Genomic DNA, 20,542 nt, shown 5'->3' with positions numbered 1-20,542 from the left:
ATGTTCGAGCGCCTGGGCAGATTCGTCGTGGGCAAGGCCTGGTGGGTGATCGGCGGCTGGGTCGTCGCCGCGATCGCGATCATCGCCGCCAGTCCTTCACTGAGCGACATCACCTCCGCGGACCAGGAAAGCTTCCTGCCGCGCACCTACGAGTCGGTGCAGGCCACCGAGCTGGGCGCGAAGTCGTTCCCGCAGGCCGCCACCGCCACCGCAACGGTCGTCGTCAAACGCAGCGACGGTAGACCGCTGACCGCGGCCGACGAGGCGCGCGTGGGGCAGCTGGCCGCCGCGCTCAAGGCCCGGAACATCCCGCAGACCTCCGGCTACCTCACCGGCCCGCAGGCCGTCGCGCCCGACAAGTCCGTGCAGGTGGTCACCGTCGGTCTCGACGCCGACAGCCCCGACGACCCGGGCCTGCTCGACGCGGTACGCGACCTGCGCGCCGCCCTCGGGCCGGACCTGGCCGGCAGCGGCCTGACCGCCGGGGTGGCGGGCGACGTGGCGAGTTTCGTCGACAACGAGGACACGTTCAACGACGCGTTCGCCGTCGTCGGCGTCGCCACCATCGTCCTCATCATCGGGCTGATCCTGATCATCTTCCGCAGCCCGATCGCCGCGCTGCTGCCGGTCGTGGTCATCAGCGTCGTCATGTCCGTCACCACCGGGCTGGTCGCCGCCGCCGGCAAGGCGTTCGACCTCAACGTCAGCCAGGACCTCCAGACCATCCTGCTGATCGTGCTGTTCGGCATCGGCACCGACTACATCCTGTTCCTGCTGTTCCGCTACCGGGAGCGGCTGCGCGCCGGAGACGACAAGCGCACCGCCATGATCGTCTCGGTGCAGCGGGTCGGCGAGGTCATCACCTCCGCCGCCGGTGCGGTCATCGTGGCGTTCCTGGTGCTGCTGCTCGCCTCACTCGGCTTCTTCGGGTCGCTCGGCCCGGCGCTCGCCATCGCCGTCGGCGTCATGCTCGTCACCTCGCTGACCCTGATCCCGGCGCTCGTGTCGCTGCTCGGCCGGTGGGTGTTCTGGCCGTCGAAGGCGTGGCAGCGCCCGCCCAAGGCGACCCTGTCCCGGCGGCTCGGCGCCGTCGTCGGCCGCCGCCCGGCCGTGGTGGCCGCCGCTTCGGGCGCGCTGCTCGTCGCGCTCGCCGCCGGTGTGCTCGGCTACAAGGCCGACTACGACTTCGGCGCCGGCTTCCCGCAGGACACCGAGTCGGCGCGGGCCGCCCAGGACCTCCAGCGCGGGTTCGCCGCCGGGGCGCTCGCGCCCACCGAGGTCTACCTGACCACCGGCAACGGCACCCCGCTCACCGAGCAGCAGGTGAACGACTTCGCCGCCGCGTCGGCGCGCGCACCCGGCGTCGGGCAGGCACAGCCGCCGGAGCGCAGCGCCACCGACCCGAGCGTCGTCCGGATAAGCCTGCTGCTGAACGAGAACCCGATGTCCAACGAGGCGATCACGCTCGTACGCGACGACCTGCGGAAGTCCCTGCACGAGGCGGCTCCGCCGGGCACCAGGGCACTCGTCGGCGGCACCACGGCGATCTTCGCGGACATCAACTCGGCGAACAACAGGGACCTGTCGGTGATCCTGCCGGTGGCCGCACTCCTGATCGCGATCATCCTGGCGCTGCTCCTGCGCAGCCTCGTCGCGCCGGTCTATCTGGTGATCGCCGTGCTGCTCAACTTCGCCGCCACGCTCGGCGCCACCGTCTACGTGTTCCAGGGGCTCCAGGGCAACCCGGGCGTGACGTTCCAGCTGCCGATCATCCTCTACCTGTTCGTGGTGGCGATCGGCACCGACTACAACATCCTGATGATCGCCCGACTACGCGAGGAGGCGCGCGAGGGCCACGAACCGCACCAGGCCGCCGCGATCGGGGTGGAACACGCCGGGCCGACAGTCGCCGCGGCCGGGCTGATCCTGGCCGGCACGTTCGGGGTGCTGATGCTCGCGCCGATCTCGTTCCTCCAGCAGATGGGCTTCGCGGTGGCGATCGGGATCGTGCTGTCCGCGTTCGTCATGTCGATGTTCTTCGTGCCGGCGCTGACCGGGCTGATCGGCCACCGGGCGTGGTGGCCGGGGCACGGCGACGAACGGCGCAACGGCGGCGGCCGGCACGCGGCACCGGAACCTGCGGACGCGGCGTCGACCTGACTGTGACCCGCCCCGGCGCGGCTCAGCCCTCGCCGGGGCGGACCAGCCCGCTCTCGTACGCGATCACGACGAGCTGCGCCCGGTCGCGGGCGTTCAGCTTCTGGAGCAGCCGGCTCACGTAGGTACGCGCGGTGTCGGGGCTCAGGAACAACGCCTGCCCGATCTCCGCGTTGGACCGCCCGGCGCCCACCTGCGCCAGCACGTCCCGTTCCCGTGCGGTCAGTCCGGCCAGCCGCGCCGGGTCGGCCACCGGTGAACGGGCCGCCGCGGCGAGCACCCGCCGGGTGACGGCGGGGGAGAGCAGCGCGTCGCCACCGGCGACGGTCCGGACCGCGTCCCGCAGCGCGTCGGGCGGGGTGTCCTTGAGCAGGAAACCCGCCGCCCCGGCGCGGATCGCCTCGAACAGGTACTCGTCGTCGTCGAACGTGGTGAGCATGACGACCTGCACGCCGTCCAGCATCGGGTCGGTCAGGATCCGCCGGGTCGCCTCCAGTCCGTCCCCGCCGGGCATCCGGACGTCCATCAGCACGATGTCGGGCCGCTGCTCCCGTACCACCGAGAGGCCGCTGCCGCCGTCGCCGGCCTCGCCCACCACCTCGATGTCCGGCGCCCGGTCGAGCAGCGCGCGCAGGCCGGTGCGTACGAGGTGCTGGTCGTCGACGAGCACGACGCGGATCGGGTTCACGCGGCGACTCCCGTCAGTGGCAGGTGAACCGACACCCGGAAGCCGGCGGTGCCGCCCGTGCCGGTTGCGGCGGTTGCTCCGGTGCTGCCGGTTTGGATGGTGCCGGTTTCTACGGTGCCGCCGAGCAGGGCTACCCGCTCGGCCATGCCGCGCAGGCCCTGGCCCGTCCCGTCCCTGCGCCCGGCGGGCGGGCCGCCGTGGCCGTCGTCCACCACCTCCAGCGCGAGCCGGCCGGGCGTGGCGCGGACCGTGACGGTGACCCGGGTGGCATCGGCGTGGCGCAGGACGTTCGTCAACGCCTCCTGCACGACCCGGTAGACGGTGCTGCCCACGACCGCCGGCAGCGTGTCCACCGGACCTTCGATCCGCAGGTCGACAGTCAGCCCACCCCGGCGTACGCCGTCCACGAGCGCCGGGAGCCGGTCGAAGCCGGGGGCCGGTTCCCGTGGACCGGGTTCCCGGCGCAGCGTGCCGAGCGTCGCCCGCAGCTCCGCCATCGCGCTGCCGCTCACCGACCTGATGGCGGCCAGCGCATTCTCCGCCTGCGCCGGATCGCTGTCGGCGAGTGCCTCCCGGGCGACGGCGGACTGCAACGTGATCACCGACATGGTGTGCCCGAGCGTGTCGTGCACCTCCCGGGCGATGCGCAGCCGTTCCGCCTCGACCTGACGGGCCGCCTCCCGGTGGCGCTCCTCGTCGGCCGCGACCGCCTGCCGGACCAGCGCCGCCCGCAGCGACCTGCGGTTGCGTACCGCGTCACCGAGGGCGATGACGGCGAGCAGCAACGCCGCCTCGGAGCCGAGTTCCGTACCGACGACCACCGCGATGTCGTCGCCCTCGGCCAGCCGGGCGACCACGGACACGGCCAGCAGGCTCCCGGCCACCACGGCGGCCGGGACGACACGCCCGCGTTCGGACACCCGGTAGAGGACGGCGGCGGCCGGGGCGGCCACTCCGACGGGCGGCAGGTCCAGCGCGTAGTACCCGAGGATCACGACCGCCGTGGCGACCAGCGCCGGCAGCGGCCACCGCCTGGCGCACAGCACCAGCCCGCCGAGCACCGCGCCGACCACGACGGCGAGCGCCGCGCCGCCGGGCGAGGGCCGGTCGGCCGCCACGGCCACCGCGACCAGGCCGAGCGTGGCCGCCGCGAGCAGCACATCGGCGCGGGTGGGCGAGGTGTCGGGCACGCCTTCGAGCCTAGGTCCGCGCGGACCCTCACCGCTGTCGTCCGCAGGCGTCAGGGACGACCCCGAGGCGTACGCCGAGAAGCGACATCCGGTCGCGCGGCCACGCGGACGACGGCCGGGGACAGCCGACCTAGCGTCGATGGCGTCCCCGAAACGTGAGGAGAACCCTCGTGGTACGCACGAGACTGACCTGGCTCGCCCTTATTGTCATGGTATGGGCGGCAATGATGTCGTTCGGCGGGGTCGCCGCCGAGACCGTCATGCTCTACCCGAACATCTTCAGCGACGCGCCCGCCTCGCTCGACCGGGCCCGCGAGTTCCTCGTCCACGGCGGCCCGCACGACTACTTCCCGCCGCTCGGCGCGTCGGTGATCCTCAGCAGCGTCGCCGCGACGCTGCTCACCTGGCGCGACCGCCGGCTGCGCTGGTGGGTCGCCGGCGCCACGGCCGTGTTCGTCGTCTGCGAGTTCATGTTCTCCGCTGTCTTCTTCTGGCCGCGCAACGAGATCATGTTCGTGGACCCGGTGGGAACGCACTCGCCGGAGTACCTGCGCCAGGTCGCGGCCGAATTCGTCGCCGGTCACTGGGTGCGCTTCGCCGGGGGCGCGGTGACGGCCGCGCTGGCGTTCGTCGCGCTGCTTCGCTTCGTGCGCTCCACTGCGGCTGTTCCGGCGTCGGCCCCGGCCTCTGCTCCCGCGTCGACGTCGGCGTCGACGTCGGCTTCGGAGTCGGCAGAGGTGACGCGATGAGCGCGGGTCGCCGTACCCTCGGCTTCTCCTGGCCGGCGCTGGTCGCGCTCGCCGCGCTGGCCGCCCCGCGCGTGGCGCTGCACGACCTGGACGTGGTGCCGGAGGGCACCGTCGTGGCTGCGCTGCTGGCGGTCGGGCCGCCGCTGTGCTGGGTGGCCGCCGTGCTGTGGCGGCGGCCACCGCGCCCGTTCCTGACGATCGTGGTGATCGGGGCGCTGTACGGGGTGTTCCTGGCGGCCGGTCACCAGGTGTTCTGGGACTCGTCGCTGGGGATGGACGCGCCGGGGCTGGCCGGGCTGGAGCCGGGGGCGCGGGAGGCGTTGTTGCGGGGTGCGGCGGTGATGTCGAGCCTGGTCACCGGGACCATGGTCGGAGTGATCGCGGGTGCGGTCGCGGTGCTGTTGTCCCGAGTGCTGCCAGCGCCGGCCCGACGTCGTGAGCAGGCCGACGCTTCTCGCCCGCTCGCCTGACTCGGCGAGCGGGCGAGATCCCAGGTCAGGCAGCGATCGCCCGGGCGGCGGCGTACATGTCGGCGGGCAGCGGATGCCGCAGCTCCCAGAGGATCCGCATGGGCCGGTCGCCGCTGTGCTCCCGGTACGTCATCGGACCCGCGTACAGGTACGGCGGTGCGCCCAGGTCGCGATCGGCGATCTTGGTCTCGCGGACGAACAGGTGCACCGTCGAGCCCTGCGCGACGTGGTTGACGTACCGCTGGCCGGTGGCCGAGCCTGATGAGGTGGTGCTCTGCGACTCCCACTGGAACAGCTTGTCCGTGATGGCGCGGTCGGCGTACATGGTGGTGGGGGAGTAGTGCTCCTCGGACTTCACGAGCGTGACGAAGAACAGATCCGCGCGCTCGTCGGGCAGCCACTTCACGCCCTCGCGCAGCGAGCCGGGGTTGGTCATGCCGAATGCTGCGCACGCCTCGTTGCGGCTGTAGCGGGCGTGTACCCGCAGCGGCACCCGGCCCGGGGCAGGTGGCTCGGTGACCCGATGGATGCGGTCACGGAGCACGTCGACTACCTGCGGCAGCTCGGCACAGCGCGCCGGTTCCGCCCACAGCCTCCTGAGCCGGGCGTCGCGTTCGGCCAGCGGCACCGACGCCCCCCACAGGCTGAAGTGCAGCATGTCGAGCAGCCGCCCGGCGGTGGGGCGCTGTCCGGCGGCGACCTGAGCGATCAGATCCAACCTGTCGACATCATCGGTGTGGAGCATCCGGCCGATGGCCCGGCTCAGGTCACGGTCGTCCGGGCCGCCTTCGTCCGGGTCGAGACCGGCGAGGCGCCGCAGCCCGGCCCAGCCGCCGATGCTCGCCGATCGGTAGACGTCCTCGATTTCCAGGCCGGTCTCGCGCAGGAAGTCGGACAGACTGACGTCACCGAGCTGCCGCAGCTCGGCCACAAGCGCGTTCTTCGACGTCGGGAGCGCCGACTTGAGGTTGGCGAGGACGATCTCCTTCGCCACCCGGTCCAGCTCGATGTGGCAGCCGCTGGGTAGCGAGGGGAAGTCCTCCCGGACGGCCGCTTCGACCGCCCGCCGGCTGACCCCGGCGAGCGCCCGCCAGCGCATGTCGAACCGGAAGTTCGCGTGCTGACCGCCGATGAAGTCGAGCACCGTCAGGCACGGCTTGTCGTCGTCCAGCCGCAGACCCCGTCCGAGCTGCTGGAGGAAGATCGTGGCGCTCTCGGTGGGGCGCAACATGAGGATGGTGTCGACCATCGGCAGGTCGACGCCCTCGTTGAACAGGTCGACAGTGAAGAGCACCTTCACCTCGCGCTTGCGGAAGCGGTCGATCAGCGTGTGCTGCTCCGGCCGGTTGACCTGCGATGTCACGGCCGCCGCCGGTACACCGTGCCGGGTGAACCAGTCGGCCATGAACTCCGCGTGCCCGATGCTGACGCAGAAGCCGAGCGCGCGCATCCGCCCGACGTCAGCGATCCGCCGGACCGCGTGCAGGATGAGCCGCGCCCGTGCGTGATTGCCGGTGTAGACGCCGTCGAGCTCGCCCTTGTCGTACCCCTGTCCGCGCTTCCACCGCACCCGCGTCAGGTCCACGTCGTCGTGCAGGCCGAAATACTGAAACGGCGCCAGCAACTGCCGTTCGAGGGCCTCCCACAGGTGCAACTCCACCGACGCGCGGCCGTCGAACCACCGGCGCACGTCACGGCCGTCGCTCCGCTCGGGCGTCGCGGTCAGACCCAGGAGTACGCGCGGCCGAAGCCGTTCCAGCAGCGCCGTGTAGGTGGCCGCCTCGGCGTGGTGGAACTCGTCGACGATCACCATGTCGAACGCCTCGGGGTCGATCTCCCGCTGGCGCAACGACTGGATCGACGCGAAGACGTGCTTCCACCCCTGCGGCCGATCGCCGCCCACAAGCGTCTCGCCAAACGTGCCGTCACCCATGACCTGGCGGAACACCGACCGGCTCTGCCGCAGGATCTGCTCCTGATGTGCGACGAAGAGCAGCGAGTCGACGCGGCCGGCTCGCCGGAGCCGGCGATAGTCGAGCGCCGCCACCACCGTCTTGCCGGTGCCGGTCGCCATCACCACCAGGTTGCGCCAGCGGCCGTGCACCAGGCGTTCGGCGTCGAGGTCGTCAAGAACTTCCTGCTGGTACGGGAACGGCCGCACGTCCAGGTTCGCGATCTCAGTCGGTGCGTCGTCGGCGCGTTCCCCGCGCAACGCGACACGTAGGCGCTCGCCATCGGCTGCCGGGTCGTAGGTCTCGAACGCCGAGTCGTTCCAGTAGTCGGCGAACGTCGCCTCGAACGTGTCGATGACGTGCGGCTGCTCCAGGTTCGAGATGCGCACGTTCCACTCCACGCCGTCGACGAGCGCGGCCTTGGAGAGGTTCGACGAACCGACGTACGCGGTGGTGGTGCCGTTGTTCCGCCGGAACAGCCATGCCTTGGCGTGCAGGCGGGTGGTCCGCGTCTCGTAGGACACCTTGATCTCGGCACCCAGCTCGGCGAGCCGATCGAGCGCCCGCTGATCGGTGGCGCCCATGTACGTCGTCGTGATGACCCGTACCCGACCGCCTCTGCCGACCAGCTCGGTGATCGCGGGCTCGATGATGCGCAGCCCGTGCCACTTGATGAAGGCGCAGAGCAGGTCCACCTCGTCCGCCGACGCCATCTCGTGGCTGACCTCGTGGCCGATGCGCGGCTGGTGCCGGCCGTTGACCAGGAGCGCGCCGGTGGAAAGCGGCGTCGAGGGGCGGATCGGGAAGACCGGTGCGGCCGGTGGGGTGGGCGGTGAGGCGATGGCGTGCAACAGACGTTGGGCGTCTGCCACCTGGTCGTCGGCGGTGACGGCGCGGGGCTCGGCCTGAGCGATGTGCGCGGCGATGCGGTTTGCCAGGTCAACCTGCCGGGCCAGCTTGTTCCCTCCGCCGCCGACGCCGAGGAGCGCCCGCCGCGCGAGGCCCGCGATGTGCCGGGCCAGGACGTCGTGCGCGTCGGCGGCATCCAGCTTCGCATCCCGGACGAGGGCGCTATCGACATGCCTGAGCTGCGTCGCCAGCTTCTCCGTGATCAGGTGTTCGTAGATGCCCTGCTCAAGATCCCCCACGAAGGCAAGCTAGCCGCGATGAACGCCGGGCGGAAGCCGGTGCGGTAGGCGTCAGAAGCTTTGTCCCTGCGTCTGTCGGATCATCGACAGCGATCCTGGTTCCAGGCGTCAGATGGCATGGCCGCAGATCCTTCAGTACGAAGAGAGGAATCGCTCATAAGCCTGCCGCACCCCAATACAGGTCGAGTATCGCCGGCATGAGCAGCGGAGACGCCGCCAGTGTCTCCTGAGATGCACTGTCGTGCGCGGCGCCGTACCGATCCACCACGAGAGCCCCCGCCTCCCGCGCGATGATGACGCCGGCTGCCATGTCCCACAGGTGGTTCGAAAGAGTTATCGCAGCGTCCAGTCGTCCCTCGGCGAGCCAGGCCAGGTCGAGCGCGGCGCTACCCGTCATTCGTACGCGCTGGGCCCGTGCAGCGAGCTGGGCGGCCAGGGCGAGTCTCATCGCGTTCTTGGTATCGGCGTCGGGTCCGACCGCGTAATCGCCGACGGCGACGATCGCGTCCCTCAAGACGCTGACCCCGCTAGTCGCTATGCGCTGCCCGTTAGCGTGCGCGCCGCAGCCTTCCACGGCGGTGTAGAGCGAGCCCAGGAACGGCAGCTCGATCACGCCGAGCACCGGATTGTTCCGATGCACGAGTGCGAGCGAGACGGCGCACATCGGCAACCGACGGAGGAAGTTCGCGGTGCCGTCGATGGGGTCGAGTACCCACCGGAGGTCGGCTCGACCGGCGTTTCCCTCCTCTTCACCGAGAAAGCCGATGTCGGGCGTCTCCGCTGCCAGGAAGGCGCGAACATCCCGCTCGATAGCGAAGTCGAGGTCGGAGGCGACGTCGCGGTCGCCCTTGAGGGTGAGTGCGCCAGGAACGCCCTGCCGCATCGCCAGAACAGCTCGCCTGACGGCCTCGGTCGCGACGGGAAGGAGGTCCTTATAGGCGCTCACAGCGCCTTCCCGCGCTGCCAATGCGACTCGAAGAACTGCTCGAACACCTGGTAGAGCCCGGTCCGGTGCGCGTCTCGTTGGATCACGAAGGCGGGTGAGTCGACGCCGCGACTGTCGGTCAGGTAGGGCTGCGCCACACACTGATCATCCGCGAGCACGACGTTGAAGCGAAGAGTCTCGTCATAGGTCGCCAACTCCATCCGAGTCCGGAGTTCAACGGGTAGGCGCTCGCGGACTCGCAGCAATGTCTCCAGGTTGAGTTTCGTCAGCGCCGTGAGCTGCCCGGATAGGAATCCCTCCTCCGCCTCGCGCGCCTTGATCGCTGTCCCCGCTGGATCCAAAAACAGGCATCGTGCGTGGGTGCCGCTTGCCAGGAGCGCTTGCCAGTGACGGTCCGCGTAATCCTGGCAGAGCATGTTGAGAGACAACCCGATCGCACGGACGCGACGTGCGCCATCTAGGAGGCGTTCCGCGGGCAGGTGAGCGGTGAGCTGCGACCGGCTTGGAAAGACCGCGATCAGACCAGCTAGGTTGTCGGCCGCCGGACCGCGTAACACGTCAAGGGCCAGGAGGATGTCTCCGGGGGGTGTTTCCGTCGTCTCCCAGTCAATGACGCGCTGAGCTGTTGGACTCCACCCGAGAATGGTGCCGAGCAGGCGAGCGAAGGCTTCCGGCGACAGTCCGACGGCGCTCCGAACGTCGGCCAGGCGTCGCCGTGCCGCAGCCGCGAGGTCGGAGGCGACTTCTGCCGTGACCGCGAGTCCCGCGTCGTTCCGTTGGGTCGAGGCGAAGCGGCTGCGAGCATCCTCCGCTGCCGATCCGAGTGCGGTGTCGAGGGCGGCCTGCATCTCCGGCCGGGGACAAGCCGCTTCCATCGCGGCCTCCCACTTCGAGACGGTTCGTTCGGCGACGCCGAGGTGCGCGGAGAAGTCGCGAATGCTCATCCGCAGGGCCTGTCGCAAGGCCCGCGTTTCCCGGCCCGTCCACTTCTGCACGGTCGTCATTCGCGCCGTCCTCGATCACGCGTAGTTCAGACCTGAGGCAGCGTAGCCCGCATTGGTGCGGTGCAGTTACCGCCACGGTGCAGTGCGTAGTCATGTTGTGCAGAGGCGGGACTGACAAGGCTTGACGCATGGCCCGGGGCGGGTGCCGGGCTCCGGTGGCACCGCGTCCCCCGATCGCGGCTCCCGCCGTCCCCGCCCGCCCCGGCGCCACTCCACGAGACCCCGACCCGGAGGCGCCCGCCGATGTCCGCCGTACTCGCCGACTTCCCCGTCCTCACCCCTGTCACCGACGAGGAACTACTCGTCGCCGCGCTGGCCGTGCGCGTACACGTGCCCGAGCACTGGCCGCAGGGACCGCTGTGCCGCAGCGAGCGCGTCCCGTACCCCTGCCGGCTGGCCCGGTGGGGGAGGGCGACGCTCGCCGCGGCCGGGCTGCCCGACGAGGCCGTGGCGGACGGGACGGTGGCGTCGTGATCTACGTGACCGGGGAGCGGGTGCAGGCGTACCAGGTGCGCAGCGCATTCTTCGACACCCGCTGGCGTGGGCTGGACCCGGCGCAGGTGCACGACTACCTGTGCCGGGTCGCCGACGAGATGGACCGCCTGCACCGGGAGCTCACCACGGCGCGCACCGAGTCGGAGCGGATTCGCCAGGCGCTGCGGCAGTGGCAGTCCCGGCACAACGGCTGCCGGCGGCGCGGCCACGATGACTGAGCCGCGCTGGATAATCCACCTGCCGACCACGCTGACGTGCCGGGACGCCGCCGTCGAGCTGGCAGCCGCGCTCGCGCGGTCTCTCGGGCACCTGCCTGCCGTCGACTTCGGCGAGACGACGCTCAGCGAGGAGGACGCCCAGCACCTGCGGTACCGGGTCTGGTGTGACGTGCGGCTGCCCGGCGGCGGGCGCTGCGGACACCGGGATGGTCACGACGGGTGGTGCGGGGCGGCGGAGCTGCGATGACCTCGGCGTGTCGATCGATGAACGCCCTGGTGACGGGCCGGACCGGTGGGAGCGATCCCATCTGGGGCGACCATCCACCCTGTACGGTCGCTACACTCCCCGAAAACGCCCGGAACCGCCCACGGAGCCTGGAGACGCCTGTGACCCGCGACAAGGCCGCACCGCCCGGAATCGACGTCACCGTTCCCAGCGTGGCCCGGGTCTACGACTACTTCCTGGGCGGCAAGGACAACTTCGAGGTCGACCGGAAGGTCGCCGAGCACGCCCTGCGGATCACGCCGGACGGGCCGGCCGCCGGTCAGGCGAACCGGGCGTTCCTTCGCCGGGTGATCCGCCACCTCGTGACCGAGGCGGGCATCGACCAGTTCCTCGACATCGGGTCGGGGCTGCCCACCCAGGGCAACGTGCACGAGGTCGCCGTCGAGCACAACCCGGCTGCCCGTGTCGTGTACGTGGACAACGACCCGATCGTCCTGGCGCACGGGCGGGCGCTGCTCGCCGCGGAGGGCACCGCGACGGTGATCCAGGCCGACATCCGCGAGCCGGAGGAGATCCTCAACGACCCGGACGTCCGCCGGTTCCTCGACTTCGACCGCCCGATCGGGCTGCTGCTATTCGCGATCCTGCACCACATCGGCGACGACGAGGACCCGCGATCGGTCGCAGCGGCGTTGATCGACGCGCTGCCGTCCGGCAGTTACGTCGCGATCTCGCACTTCCGTGACCCGGGTGAGCGGGATCCGGAGGGTTCCCGCAAGGCCCGCGAGGTCGAGCGGGTGTTCAACGAGTCGCTCGGCACCGGTCGTTGGCGTACCGACGAGGAGATCCTCGCCTTCGCCGACGGGCTGACGCCGCTGGAGCCGGGCCTGGTGCCGCTGGCCGAGTGGCGTCCGGACCCGGACGCGCCGGCCCCGCAGCAGACCGACACCTACCACACCTTCGTCGGGCTGCTCGCCCGCAAGCCGTAGGCGCCCGCTCGCGCACACCGCGAGCCCTCGACGGTACGACCCGAAGCGCAGGTGCCGGAGCCGCGCCCAGGTGGCACGTGTTAAGAAGGGGCCCCGCCTCTACCGGAGACGTTAAAAGGGGGCCCTTCCTTGCACGAAGCCGAGCAGGTGATCCAGCGTGTGCTGCGGGATCTGCGCGACGGCACGCACCGCGGCGTCGTCGTGGACTCGCCACCCGGCGCCGGGAAGTCCACCCTCGTCGTCCGCGCCGCCGTCGAGACCGCTGCCACCGGCGATCCGCTGATGATCGTGGCGCAGACCAACGAGCAGGTGGACGACCTCATCGACCGGCTCGGCCGCAGGGCGCCGGAGCTGCGCGTCGGGCGGCTCTCCGCGACCGACTACCGGCCCACCGAGCGGGTCACCGCCCATCCGGCGGTCCGGGTCGCGGCGAAGGTCGCCGACCTGGGCGGCCCCGCGGTCACCATCGGTACGGCGGCCAAGTGGGCCACTGTCACCGAGGGGAGTTGGCCGTGGGCGATCGTGGACGAGGCGTACCAGATGCGCGCGGACGCGCTGCTGCGCGTGGCGGGGCGGTTCGAGCGGGTGCTGTTCGTCGGCGACCCCGGTCAGCTCGATCCGTTCAGCACCGTGGAGACGTTCCGCTGGACCGGCCTGACCTGGGATCCGATGCAGTCGGCGGTGGCCACGCTGCTGCGGCACAACCCGGAGCTGCCGGTGCACCGGCTGCCGGTGTCGTGGCGGCTGCCCGACTCGGCCGCCCCGGTGGTGTCCGCCGCGTTCTACCCGTTCACCGGGTTCCGCGCCGGGACCGGGCCGTCCGACCGGGCGCTGACGTTCACCGAGGCGGGTGCGGGTGACGCCTACGACGCCTCGGTCGAGGTGGCCGCCGCCACCGGCTGGGCGTTGCACGAGCTGCCCGCCCGGCACACCGTGCGTACCGACGGGGAGGCTGCCGCGGCCTGCGCGGAGCTGGCGTTGCGGGTGCTGCGGCGCGGCGCGGTCGCGGTGAGCGAGGCCGCGCCGGGCGGCGCGCCGGTCACCGCGGACCGGATCGCCGTCGGGGCCGCGCACCGCGACCAGGTCGCGGCCATCCGGTCCCGGCTGGGCGCGGCCGGGGCGGGCATCACAGTCGACACCGCCAACCGGCTCCAGGGCCGGGAGTACGACGTGACGATCGTGCTGCACCCGCTCTCCGGCCGGCGCGACGCCACCGCGTTCCACCTGGAGTCGGGGCGGCTGTGCGTGCTGGCGTCACGGCACCGGCACGCGTGCGTGGTGGTGGCGCGGGCCGGGATCGGTGAGCTGCTCGACGCGTATCCGTCGACCGAGCGGGTGCACCTGGACGTGCCGGTGAAGTTCCCGGACGGCTGGGAGGCCAACCAGACGGTGCTGACCCACCTCGATGCCCACCGGGTCGGACGAGGGGTTGTTCGGATGGCATGATCGGCGTCCCAACTCGTACGGGTGACCGAGTTGACGCTTGCGGAGGGTGACCCTAACCTTGCTCATAGGGGAGATGGTGGCTGGCGACGATGAGCTGACATGTAGTCGTTGTCCGAGCCGTCTCAATACCCGGCCCCAGCCTCGTGCTGGGGCTTTCCCCTTTCCGGCCGTTCGGGTGTTCCGGCGATTGCGGTCGGTGGGCACGATGGCCGGATGCACCCTCACGACCCGTACTACCAGGATCCGTACCAGCCGGATCCGTACCAGCAGCAGGCGCACTACCCGCCGCCGCAGTACCCGCCGCAGGCGTTCGTGCAGCCGCCGCCGGCCCAGGAGAACGGCAGGTGGGCGATAGTCCTCTGGGTCGCGGTGCCGGCGCTGCTGGTGATCCTGTGTTGTGCCGGATGTGTCCTCTCCGGGTTCGCGGGCGGGTTCGTGGAGGGCTTCAACGAGGGCTATTCGTCGTCGTAGGAGTGCTGCCACGCGCCGCGTCCCCGCGGGTCGAACAGTGCGGTCGTCCGGCGGGCGTTGGCGAAGACGTCGACGTAGTGCAGGTCGAGCTGGTAGGCGATGGCCGGCCCGGTGTCCCGCGCCACCATCGCCCGCAACCGCTCCGGTGTCGGTCGCCCGTCGTGGCTCAGCACGGCCGCCAGCACGCCGCTCCGGCCCGCGCCGAGCGCGGACACCCCGGTGACCGGGCCGCTGCGGCCGTCCGAGCACCACAACGTCCCGCTGACCCGCAGCGCCGGCCCCTCGCCGACGTTCTCCACCGGGACGACCAGGCGGTTCTTCGTGATCGCGAGGAATGCGTACGCCGGCTCCGGCGCCGAGGCGAGCGCGAACCGGTCCTCGGCGGGCGGGTGGTGCGTCACCATGCCGCCGGAGTCCGGAAAGGCCACCGCCTGGTGTACCGGGAGCAGCAGCGGGTACCGGCTCAGCACCAGTGAGCGGCGGGTCTCCTCCAGCTGCCGGTCGGTGCGGGCCAGCGCCTGCCGGGAGAGGTGGATCGCCGCGAGCGCGCCGACCGTGGAGGCGATGACGGCGAAGGAGCCGACGATCGGGGCGGCCCGCTGACCGGGGCCGGCGACCGCCACCACCACGGCGGCCACTGCGGCGCAGGTCGCCACCGCCCCGGCGAACACCAGCCCGTGGCGTCCGACGGCGTTGAGGCGGGCCCGGACCCGGCGGAGCACGACGGCCCCTAGACGAACGACGATCCGGCGTCGCCCCATCGGGTACGCGGAACGGTGACCTTCTCGTCCCGCCAGGTGAGCGCCCGGGACTGGGCGAGAACCCGCAGGATCCGGTGCCGGTCGCGGGAGTCGTAGCCGAACACCGGCTCCGCCCGGGTCCGGTCCCGCACCGTCATGAACTCCAGGATCTCGTTCTCCGGCACCGGGCTCGGGCCGCGATCGGCGAACGCGCGGTACAGCTCGTGGTAGGCGTTCTCGATCGGCCGGACGAACGCCGAGTCGGTGGCGATCGCGTGACGGTCGCCGTCGACCGCGACCGCGTCGATCACGCCGGCCGTGGCGGCGTACCGGATGGCCTGGCTGACCGCGCCGGCGGCGCGTCGGTTCGGCCCCTGTCCGACACCGCCGGCGCCGATCAGCCCGGACAGCTTCCGGTACGGGATGGAACGCCGCTGCTGCCGGAAGGACTCCATGGTCAGGGCCGCGTGCACCCGCCACAGCGGCTCCAGATAGCCCAGTGCGAGATCGTCGGTGGTCACCGAGTACGTGTCGTCGGCGCCCCTGCGCACCAGCCGCACGGCGGTGAGCGCGTCGAGCACGCGCAACAGCCGCGATCCGTCGTCGGACTGGAACGGCCCGCTGCGGAGCTGGGTGGCGGTCAGCCCTTTCGGCCGGGCCGCCAGGCGCCGCACGGCGTAGTCGACGGCGACGAGATCGGTGAACCGGCCGGCGTTCAGGTCGACGTAGACGCGGGTCATCGGGCGGGGCAGGAAACCGTCCTTGGCGCGTACCGCCGCGTCGGTGCGGGTGACCTTCTGCCCGATGGACTCGATGAGCGCCCAGTACCGCAGTTCGTCCTCGTCGGGCAGGATGCCCCACTGCGCCAGCGTCGCGGTGCGCTCGGCCTGTTCCCGTCCGCCCAGGATGACACCGCGTCGTTGCAGTTCGACCAGGCCGAGCAGGGCCTTGCAGTCGGCGGCGGGCGGCTGCCGGAGCGAGTAGATGTCGTCGATGCAGATCGAGTCGAGCCCCGGCAGCGTGAGGATGCTCCGGAACTGCGGGGAGAGCCGGTCCGGGTCGCCGTAGACGACCGTCACCCGGCAGCCGTCCCGCAGCAGGCGGCGGATCAACGGAATGAAGTCCTGGTCACCGGTGACCAGCACGAACTGACCGCAGCCCTGGTGGAGGTAGTCCATGGCGAGCACGGTGAGGTGGATGTCGGCCTGTTCCTTCAGGCTGACCACCACCTCGGCGTCGATGAGGTGCTCCGTCATGGCGGTGGTGATGCTGCCGTCGAACCGCACCGCCGCCATGTGCTTGTACTGGAGGTGGCCACCGCACCTGGTGGTCGCGTCGCTCCAGAGCGCGTCGACGATGCCCCGCTCGACCAGGTGGCCACGACCGATGACGGCGCCGGCCAGGTTGTCCCAGTCGACGAGTAGGACGCCCGTGTTCCCGACCGGCATGCGCATTCCTCCCCGAGCTGATCGAGGTGCTTGTATCCGAATTCTGGCCCCCCGTCCTGCCGTTGCCGCTTCATCCGTTCGGGCACGATGCCTGTCAGTTCGGTGTGCGGTGCGTGACCTCAAGGTGACCGATCGTCTACAGAAGACGGTAATTCAGGTGGTGGAATGCCTGGCTGCCGCCCACCGACAATGAGGTTTCCTGTTCGTCTTCCGCCCGGAGGCGGTCTTGGCGCGCTTCTTCCCGCGGCATCAGCGAACGAACGCCACGCGCGGCGAGCGGGTCGTCTTCGAGCGTCTCCGCTCCCTGAACGACTCGTGGTGCGTGCTGCACAACCTGGCGTACGTCGACTCCGGCCAGGCCCGGCTCCGGATCGGTGAGACCGACTTCGTCCTGCTCCATCCCCGGCACGGGCTGCTGATCATGGAGGTCAAGGACGGCGGCTACCGGGTCACCGACCGGCAGTGGTTCGCCTCCCGGCGCGGCGCCGACGTGCCGCTCGGCGATCCGTTCGACCAGGCGGTGCGCAACCGGTACGCGCTGGCCAACTGGCTGCGCCGCAGCACGGGTATCCGGCAGGTGCCGGCCGGGCACTGCGTCGTGTTCACCGACGGGCGGCCGTCGGGCAACCTCGGTCCGCACGCCCCGGACACGATCGTGCTGACCGCAGCCTCGCTGGAGCATGCGCCGGTCCTGGTGGAACGCGTCATGGCCCACTGGGACCAGCGCGGATGGACCAGCCGGTCGGACTTCGAGCAGGCGTTGGCGGCGCTGGCGCCGAGCGCGGTGGTCGCGCGCACCCTGCGCTACGACGTCGACCTGGCCGCTGACGACCTGGACCGCCTGACCCGGCGCCAGATCCAGCTCACCGGGCGGCAGTTGGAGGTGCTGGCGGGCACGTCCCGCCGCCCGGCGTCGCTCGTACTCGGCGCGGCGGGCACCGGCAAGACCCTGCTGGCCCAGGAACGGGCGCGGGAGCTGGCGGCCCGCGGGCTGCGCGTGGCGGTGATCGGGCAGCAGCGTGACCTGCGCCTGGAGATCCGCCGCCAGTTGCGGGTACCGGGGGTGAGCTCCGGCGATCCGCAGGACGTCCTGTGCGACCTGTTCGGGGCCGACCGGATCGGCGGGTACGAGGGCGAGCCGTTGTGGGCCACCGTGCTGAGCCTGGTCGAGGCGTACGGGCGACCGCTGGACTGCCTCATCGTGGACGAGGCGCAGAGCCACGACGAGGACCTGCTGGTGGCGTTGCGCGAACTCGTCCGGCCGGACGGCTCGGTCGTGCTGTTCGCCGACCCGTACCAGCGGGACCGGTCCGGCACGTGGCGTCCGGACGGGGCGTTCAACGAGTTCTGGCTGACCGAGAACTGCCGCAACACGCTGCCCATCGCCAAGTTGGTGGCACGCGTCTCCGGGGCGCACACGCCGTTCACCGGCCCGGACGGCCGGCGGCCCCGGTTCACCGACGGCACGGCGGATCTCGTCGGGGCCTGCGTGGACGCGGTCGTGGAGATCGTGAAGGACCTGGCGACCAGCCAGGCGGTCCTGGTGACCGCGACGCAGGGCAGCCATGCCGCGATCCGCCGGGCACTGGCCGGCCAGGGCGTGCGGGTCAGCCCCGGACTGCGCGGTGACGGCCTGGCGGTGTGCACGGTGCGTCAGTTCCACGGGTGCGAGGCACCGGCCGTGGTCTACGCCGACGACGGGGACGAGGACTGGACGACCAGCTACATCGCGGTCAGCCGGGCCTGCGCGTTCCTGCACGTCGTCGGCGGTCACGACAGATGGGAACCCTTCCGATTCCTGATGGAGGATGATCGATGACGCTCTACGACGAGGCGGTGACGTTCCTCGAGTCGGAGGGGTGGTCGGTTCCCGTGCAGACGCGGGCCGAGGTGGTCCGGGCCCGCCGTGCGGCGTACGCGGACAACAGCGAGCACATGACCGTCTGGTGCCCCGCGGTCCCGGACGCCGACGACCTGCACCGGCGGGAGGCGAGCCTTCTGCAACGCTTCGCCGAGGAGGCCCGTACGCCGGGGGCGAAGTTCCTGCTCGTGGAGTCCACCCAGGGCCTGTCGACGGAGTTCCGCAGGCTTGCCAAGCACGAGTTCAACGTGGACATCCGGGTGCCGATCCAGTTCTTCGACGCCCGGTTCAAGTGGGACGACTCACCGACGTCGGCGATGGCCGGCACCGCCGCGCAGCAACTGTCCCGGGACGGGGAGTCGGCGGCTCGCCGGCGGACACCGCAGCCCTTCCGGGCGGTGGGTACCGGCGCGGTCGGCGACGACCTGCTGACCGAGCTGGCCCGCCGGTTCGACAGCCAGAGCGGATGGGACCGCCCGATCGTCCTGGTGACCGCGCCCGCCGGTTTCGGCAAGAGCGTGCTGTTCCAGTCGCTGTTCGCGACGCTCTACACCAACTTCCAGAAGGCGAAGAAGCAGCTCCGCCGTGCCTACCGGCCGTTGCCGCTGCTGCCCGACTACGCCGCGCTGGCGAGCGCGCCGGCGTTGGGCCCGATGGTCGACGCCCTGTTGCAGACCGAGGTCGCCCGCCCGGTCAAGCAGCCCACCTTCCAGTGGATGCTCACCCGGGGCTTCGCGAGCTGGCTGCTGGACGGGTTGGACGAGGTCATCGCCCAGGACCCCGACTTCTTCGAGTACATCCGTGAGATCGTGGCCCGGCCGGACAACCCGACCACGCCGCGCATCCTGCTCTGCGTCCGGGACTCGCTGCTCAGCTCCAATCAGGCACTGCGTGACTTCCTCGCGGTGGCGCACGAGTACGTCGAGGAGTTCCGCCTGCTGCCCTGGCGACCCGAGTCGATCCGCACGTTCGCGCGGATCCGCCTTCAGGACGACGACCAACGCCTGCTCGACATCGTCGACGCGAAGCCGCAGCTGATGCGGCTCTGCGGTACCCCGTACTACGCCGAACTGCTGGCCGAGCGGGTCGCGCTCGGCCAGACCGACGGCATTCCGGACGACTACTCGGAGATGGACCTGGTCCATGACGCGGTGGACGCGATCATGGACCGGGAGTACAAGAAGGAGCAGTTGCAGGAGAACGTCGTCAACCGGGCGGATCTCCTCGACATCATCAGCGACGTCGCGGTCGCCGAGCTGGAGAACGACAACCGGGGTGTGCCGGTCCACGAGATCGGCGAACTCGCCGCCTTCGTGCTCCCGGCCGACCTCTCCGACGTGGAGCGGGAACGCTGCACCGACGCCATCTGCCGCCTGCCGGTCTTCCGTGCCGCGTCGGAGCGGCAGCGGGTGCGCTTCGCCCAGGACGTCATCTTCGAGCATCAGATCGGCGACCGGGCCGCCCGGTACTTCGCGGTGAACCCGGTGCGATTCGCGCAACTGCTGGACTGCCGGCCCTTCCCGCCGGACTCCTTCGCCATCCGCGTGTTGTGCGCGCGGATCAGGGAACTCGCCGCCGGCGAGGAACTGCTCACCCGGCTGGCGAGCGCGACCACGGCGCCGACCGCGTTCCGCAACATGCTCCAGGTGCTGCTCGGGCTTCCCGACTGCGACCGGCTGCTGCCGCACGCTCCGCTGGAACGGCAGAACCTGTCCGGGCTGACCTTCGCGAACCTGTCGCTGGCCGAGGTCAGCTTCCGCGGCGCGAACCTGGAGTCGACCCGCTTCCAGAACTGCGAGATGGCCGGTTGTGACCTGTCCGACGCGACGCTGCACGGCACTCGCTTCGACGCCTGCCTGCCGAGTCTGGCCGAGGCCGACTTCGGGCAGCTCACCGGCTTCGTCTCGGTCGAGATCGACAGCCGTCCGGCGATCGAGGACGTCAACGACTTCGTCCGCCTGCTCGGCGGTGACGGCCGCCGGGAGCGCCACTTCGTCGGTCCCTGCCCCACCGCGCTGCAACTGCGGTTCCTGTTCCTGAAGTTCGTCCGGCCGGACGGGCACTACCGGCGCGATTCGCTCGACGAGAAGGGCCTGCTGTCGGGCCGTCGCATCGTCGACCCGGCCTCGGTGCTCAGCGGCGCGGTGCGGGCCGGCTTCCTCACCGCCATCCCGAAGCGTCGCCGCTACGAGCGCACCCACAACCAGCTCTACGCGGACATGGTGGGCTTTGCGCAGAACCTGCGGGTGACGCCGGCCATCCGCGCGTTGCTGGAGGACACCTGCCGGGTGGAGGGGTGCCCGCACGTGGTCCACGAGAACGCGGGCGCCGGCTGAGCCGCCGC

General features: G+C 71.1%; 18 protein-coding genes. 11 read left to right on the top strand and 7 right to left on the bottom strand.

Annotated elements, in window-relative coordinates; genetic code table 11:
* Entirely contained in the window at window positions 1-2,160 is a 2,160-nt protein-coding gene (locus IF06_RS0120945; protein ID WP_030272993.1) for an MMPL family transporter, read from the top strand.
* 22 nt (window positions 2,161-2,182) lie between these two features.
* Here the strand turns inward: IF06_RS0120945 and IF06_RS0120940 are convergent, their stop codons facing one another.
* Together IF06_RS0120940 and IF06_RS0120935 are read right to left on the bottom strand one after the other, a co-directional pair.
* Complete coding sequence (locus IF06_RS0120940) at window positions 2,183-2,845, bottom strand: response regulator (RefSeq protein ID WP_030272992.1); 663 nt, start codon at window positions 2,843-2,845, stop codon at window positions 2,183-2,185.
* Complete coding sequence (locus IF06_RS0120935; RefSeq protein WP_030272990.1) at window positions 2,842-4,035, bottom strand: sensor histidine kinase; 1,194 nt, start codon at window positions 4,033-4,035, stop codon at window positions 2,842-2,844. Before IF06_RS0120935 ends, IF06_RS0120940 begins: the two co-directional genes overlap by 4 nt.
* A 170-nt stretch (window positions 4,036-4,205) precedes the next feature.
* Between IF06_RS0120935 and IF06_RS0120930 the strand changes: the two genes are divergently transcribed.
* Both IF06_RS0120930 and IF06_RS0120925 read left to right on the top strand, forming a co-directional pair.
* Window positions 4,206-4,784, top strand: a complete 579-nt coding sequence (locus tag IF06_RS0120930) for a DUF1772 domain-containing protein (protein ID WP_030272988.1) — start codon at window positions 4,206-4,208, stop codon at window positions 4,782-4,784.
* Window positions 4,781-5,254: a hypothetical protein gene (locus IF06_RS0120925; protein WP_030272987.1), complete on the top strand. Its 474-nt coding sequence runs from the start codon at window positions 4,781-4,783 to the stop codon at window positions 5,252-5,254. Before IF06_RS0120930 ends, IF06_RS0120925 begins: the two co-directional genes overlap by 4 nt.
* Window positions 5,255-5,279: 25 nt before the next feature.
* Here the strand turns inward: IF06_RS0120925 and IF06_RS0120920 are convergent, their stop codons facing one another.
* From IF06_RS0120920 to IF06_RS32860, 3 genes are all read right to left on the bottom strand, one after another.
* Window positions 5,280-8,354, bottom strand: coding sequence for a DUF3427 domain-containing protein (locus IF06_RS0120920; protein ID WP_030272986.1), 3,075 nt, complete (start codon window positions 8,352-8,354; stop codon window positions 5,280-5,282).
* Between the two features lie 154 nt (window positions 8,355-8,508).
* Window positions 8,509-9,300 carry an inositol monophosphatase family protein gene (locus IF06_RS0120915; protein WP_030272984.1) on the bottom strand — a complete coding sequence of 264 codons (792 nt, stop codon included), beginning with the start codon at window positions 9,298-9,300 and terminating at the stop codon, window positions 8,509-8,511.
* Entirely contained in the window at window positions 9,297-10,304 is a 1,008-nt protein-coding gene (locus IF06_RS32860; protein ID WP_052166199.1) for a DUF5919 domain-containing protein, read from the bottom strand. Before IF06_RS32860 ends, IF06_RS0120915 begins: the two co-directional genes overlap by 4 nt.
* Before the next feature lie 243 nt (window positions 10,305-10,547).
* On the opposite strand from IF06_RS32860, the gene IF06_RS0120905 reads away from it, so the two are divergent.
* The 6 genes from IF06_RS0120905 to IF06_RS0120880 all read left to right on the top strand — a co-directional run bounded on the left by IF06_RS0120905 (window position 10,548) and on the right by IF06_RS0120880 (window position 14,149).
* Window positions 10,548-10,778 (top strand): hypothetical protein, encoded by a 231-nt coding sequence (locus IF06_RS0120905; RefSeq protein WP_030272981.1) that lies wholly within the window; start codon window positions 10,548-10,550, stop codon window positions 10,776-10,778.
* The gene (locus tag IF06_RS0120900; protein WP_013284289.1) at window positions 10,775-11,017 is read left to right on the top strand and encodes a DivIVA domain-containing protein; all 243 of its coding nucleotides are present in this window, start codon (window positions 10,775-10,777) and stop codon (window positions 11,015-11,017) included. Before IF06_RS0120905 ends, IF06_RS0120900 begins: the two co-directional genes overlap by 4 nt.
* On the top strand, window positions 11,010-11,264 hold the full coding sequence (locus tag IF06_RS0120895; protein WP_030272979.1) for a hypothetical protein: 255 nt from the start codon (window positions 11,010-11,012) through the stop codon (window positions 11,262-11,264). The genes IF06_RS0120900 and IF06_RS0120895 overlap by 8 nt, the downstream gene beginning before the upstream one ends.
* A gap of 140 nt (window positions 11,265-11,404) precedes the next feature.
* Window positions 11,405-12,232 carry an SAM-dependent methyltransferase gene (locus IF06_RS0120890; RefSeq protein WP_013284291.1) on the top strand — a complete coding sequence of 276 codons (828 nt, stop codon included), beginning with the start codon at window positions 11,405-11,407 and terminating at the stop codon, window positions 12,230-12,232.
* Between the two features lie 129 nt (window positions 12,233-12,361).
* Window positions 12,362-13,678: an AAA family ATPase gene (locus IF06_RS0120885; protein WP_030272977.1), complete on the top strand. Its 1,317-nt coding sequence runs from the start codon at window positions 12,362-12,364 to the stop codon at window positions 13,676-13,678.
* A 213-nt stretch (window positions 13,679-13,891) separates the two neighbouring features.
* Window positions 13,892-14,149 (top strand): hypothetical protein, encoded by a 258-nt coding sequence (locus tag IF06_RS0120880; protein WP_013284294.1) that lies wholly within the window; start codon window positions 13,892-13,894, stop codon window positions 14,147-14,149.
* Here IF06_RS0120880 and IF06_RS0120875 read toward each other — a convergent pair.
* A complete protein-coding gene (locus IF06_RS0120875; protein WP_013284295.1) occupies window positions 14,134-14,871 on the bottom strand; it encodes a hypothetical protein in 738 nt (245 codons plus the stop codon). The genes IF06_RS0120880 and IF06_RS0120875 overlap by 16 nt on opposite strands.
* 8 nt (window positions 14,872-14,879) lie before the next feature.
* Complete coding sequence (locus tag IF06_RS0120870) at window positions 14,880-16,337, bottom strand: NYN domain-containing protein (RefSeq protein WP_030272975.1); 1,458 nt, start codon at window positions 16,335-16,337, stop codon at window positions 14,880-14,882.
* Window positions 16,338-16,563: 226 nt separating this feature from the next.
* Between IF06_RS0120870 and IF06_RS0120865 the strand changes: the two genes are divergently transcribed.
* The gene (locus IF06_RS0120865; RefSeq protein WP_013474179.1) at window positions 16,564-18,156 is read left to right on the top strand and encodes a nuclease-related domain-containing DEAD/DEAH box helicase; all 1,593 of its coding nucleotides are present in this window, start codon (window positions 16,564-16,566) and stop codon (window positions 18,154-18,156) included.
* Entirely contained in the window at window positions 18,153-20,534 is a 2,382-nt protein-coding gene (locus IF06_RS0120860) for a pentapeptide repeat-containing protein (RefSeq protein ID WP_030272973.1), read from the top strand. Before IF06_RS0120865 ends, IF06_RS0120860 begins: the two co-directional genes overlap by 4 nt.
* The last annotated feature ends 8 nt before the right edge of the window (window positions 20,535-20,542 follow it).

Origin of the sequence: Micromonospora globosa (genome assembly GCF_000717585.1) — a bacterium.
In the GTDB taxonomy this organism is placed as follows: Bacteria; Actinomycetota; Actinomycetes; order Mycobacteriales; family Micromonosporaceae; genus Micromonospora; species Micromonospora aurantiaca.
Note: the sequence above shows the minus strand (reverse complement) of the source record. Positions and strands in the feature narration are given on the sequence as shown.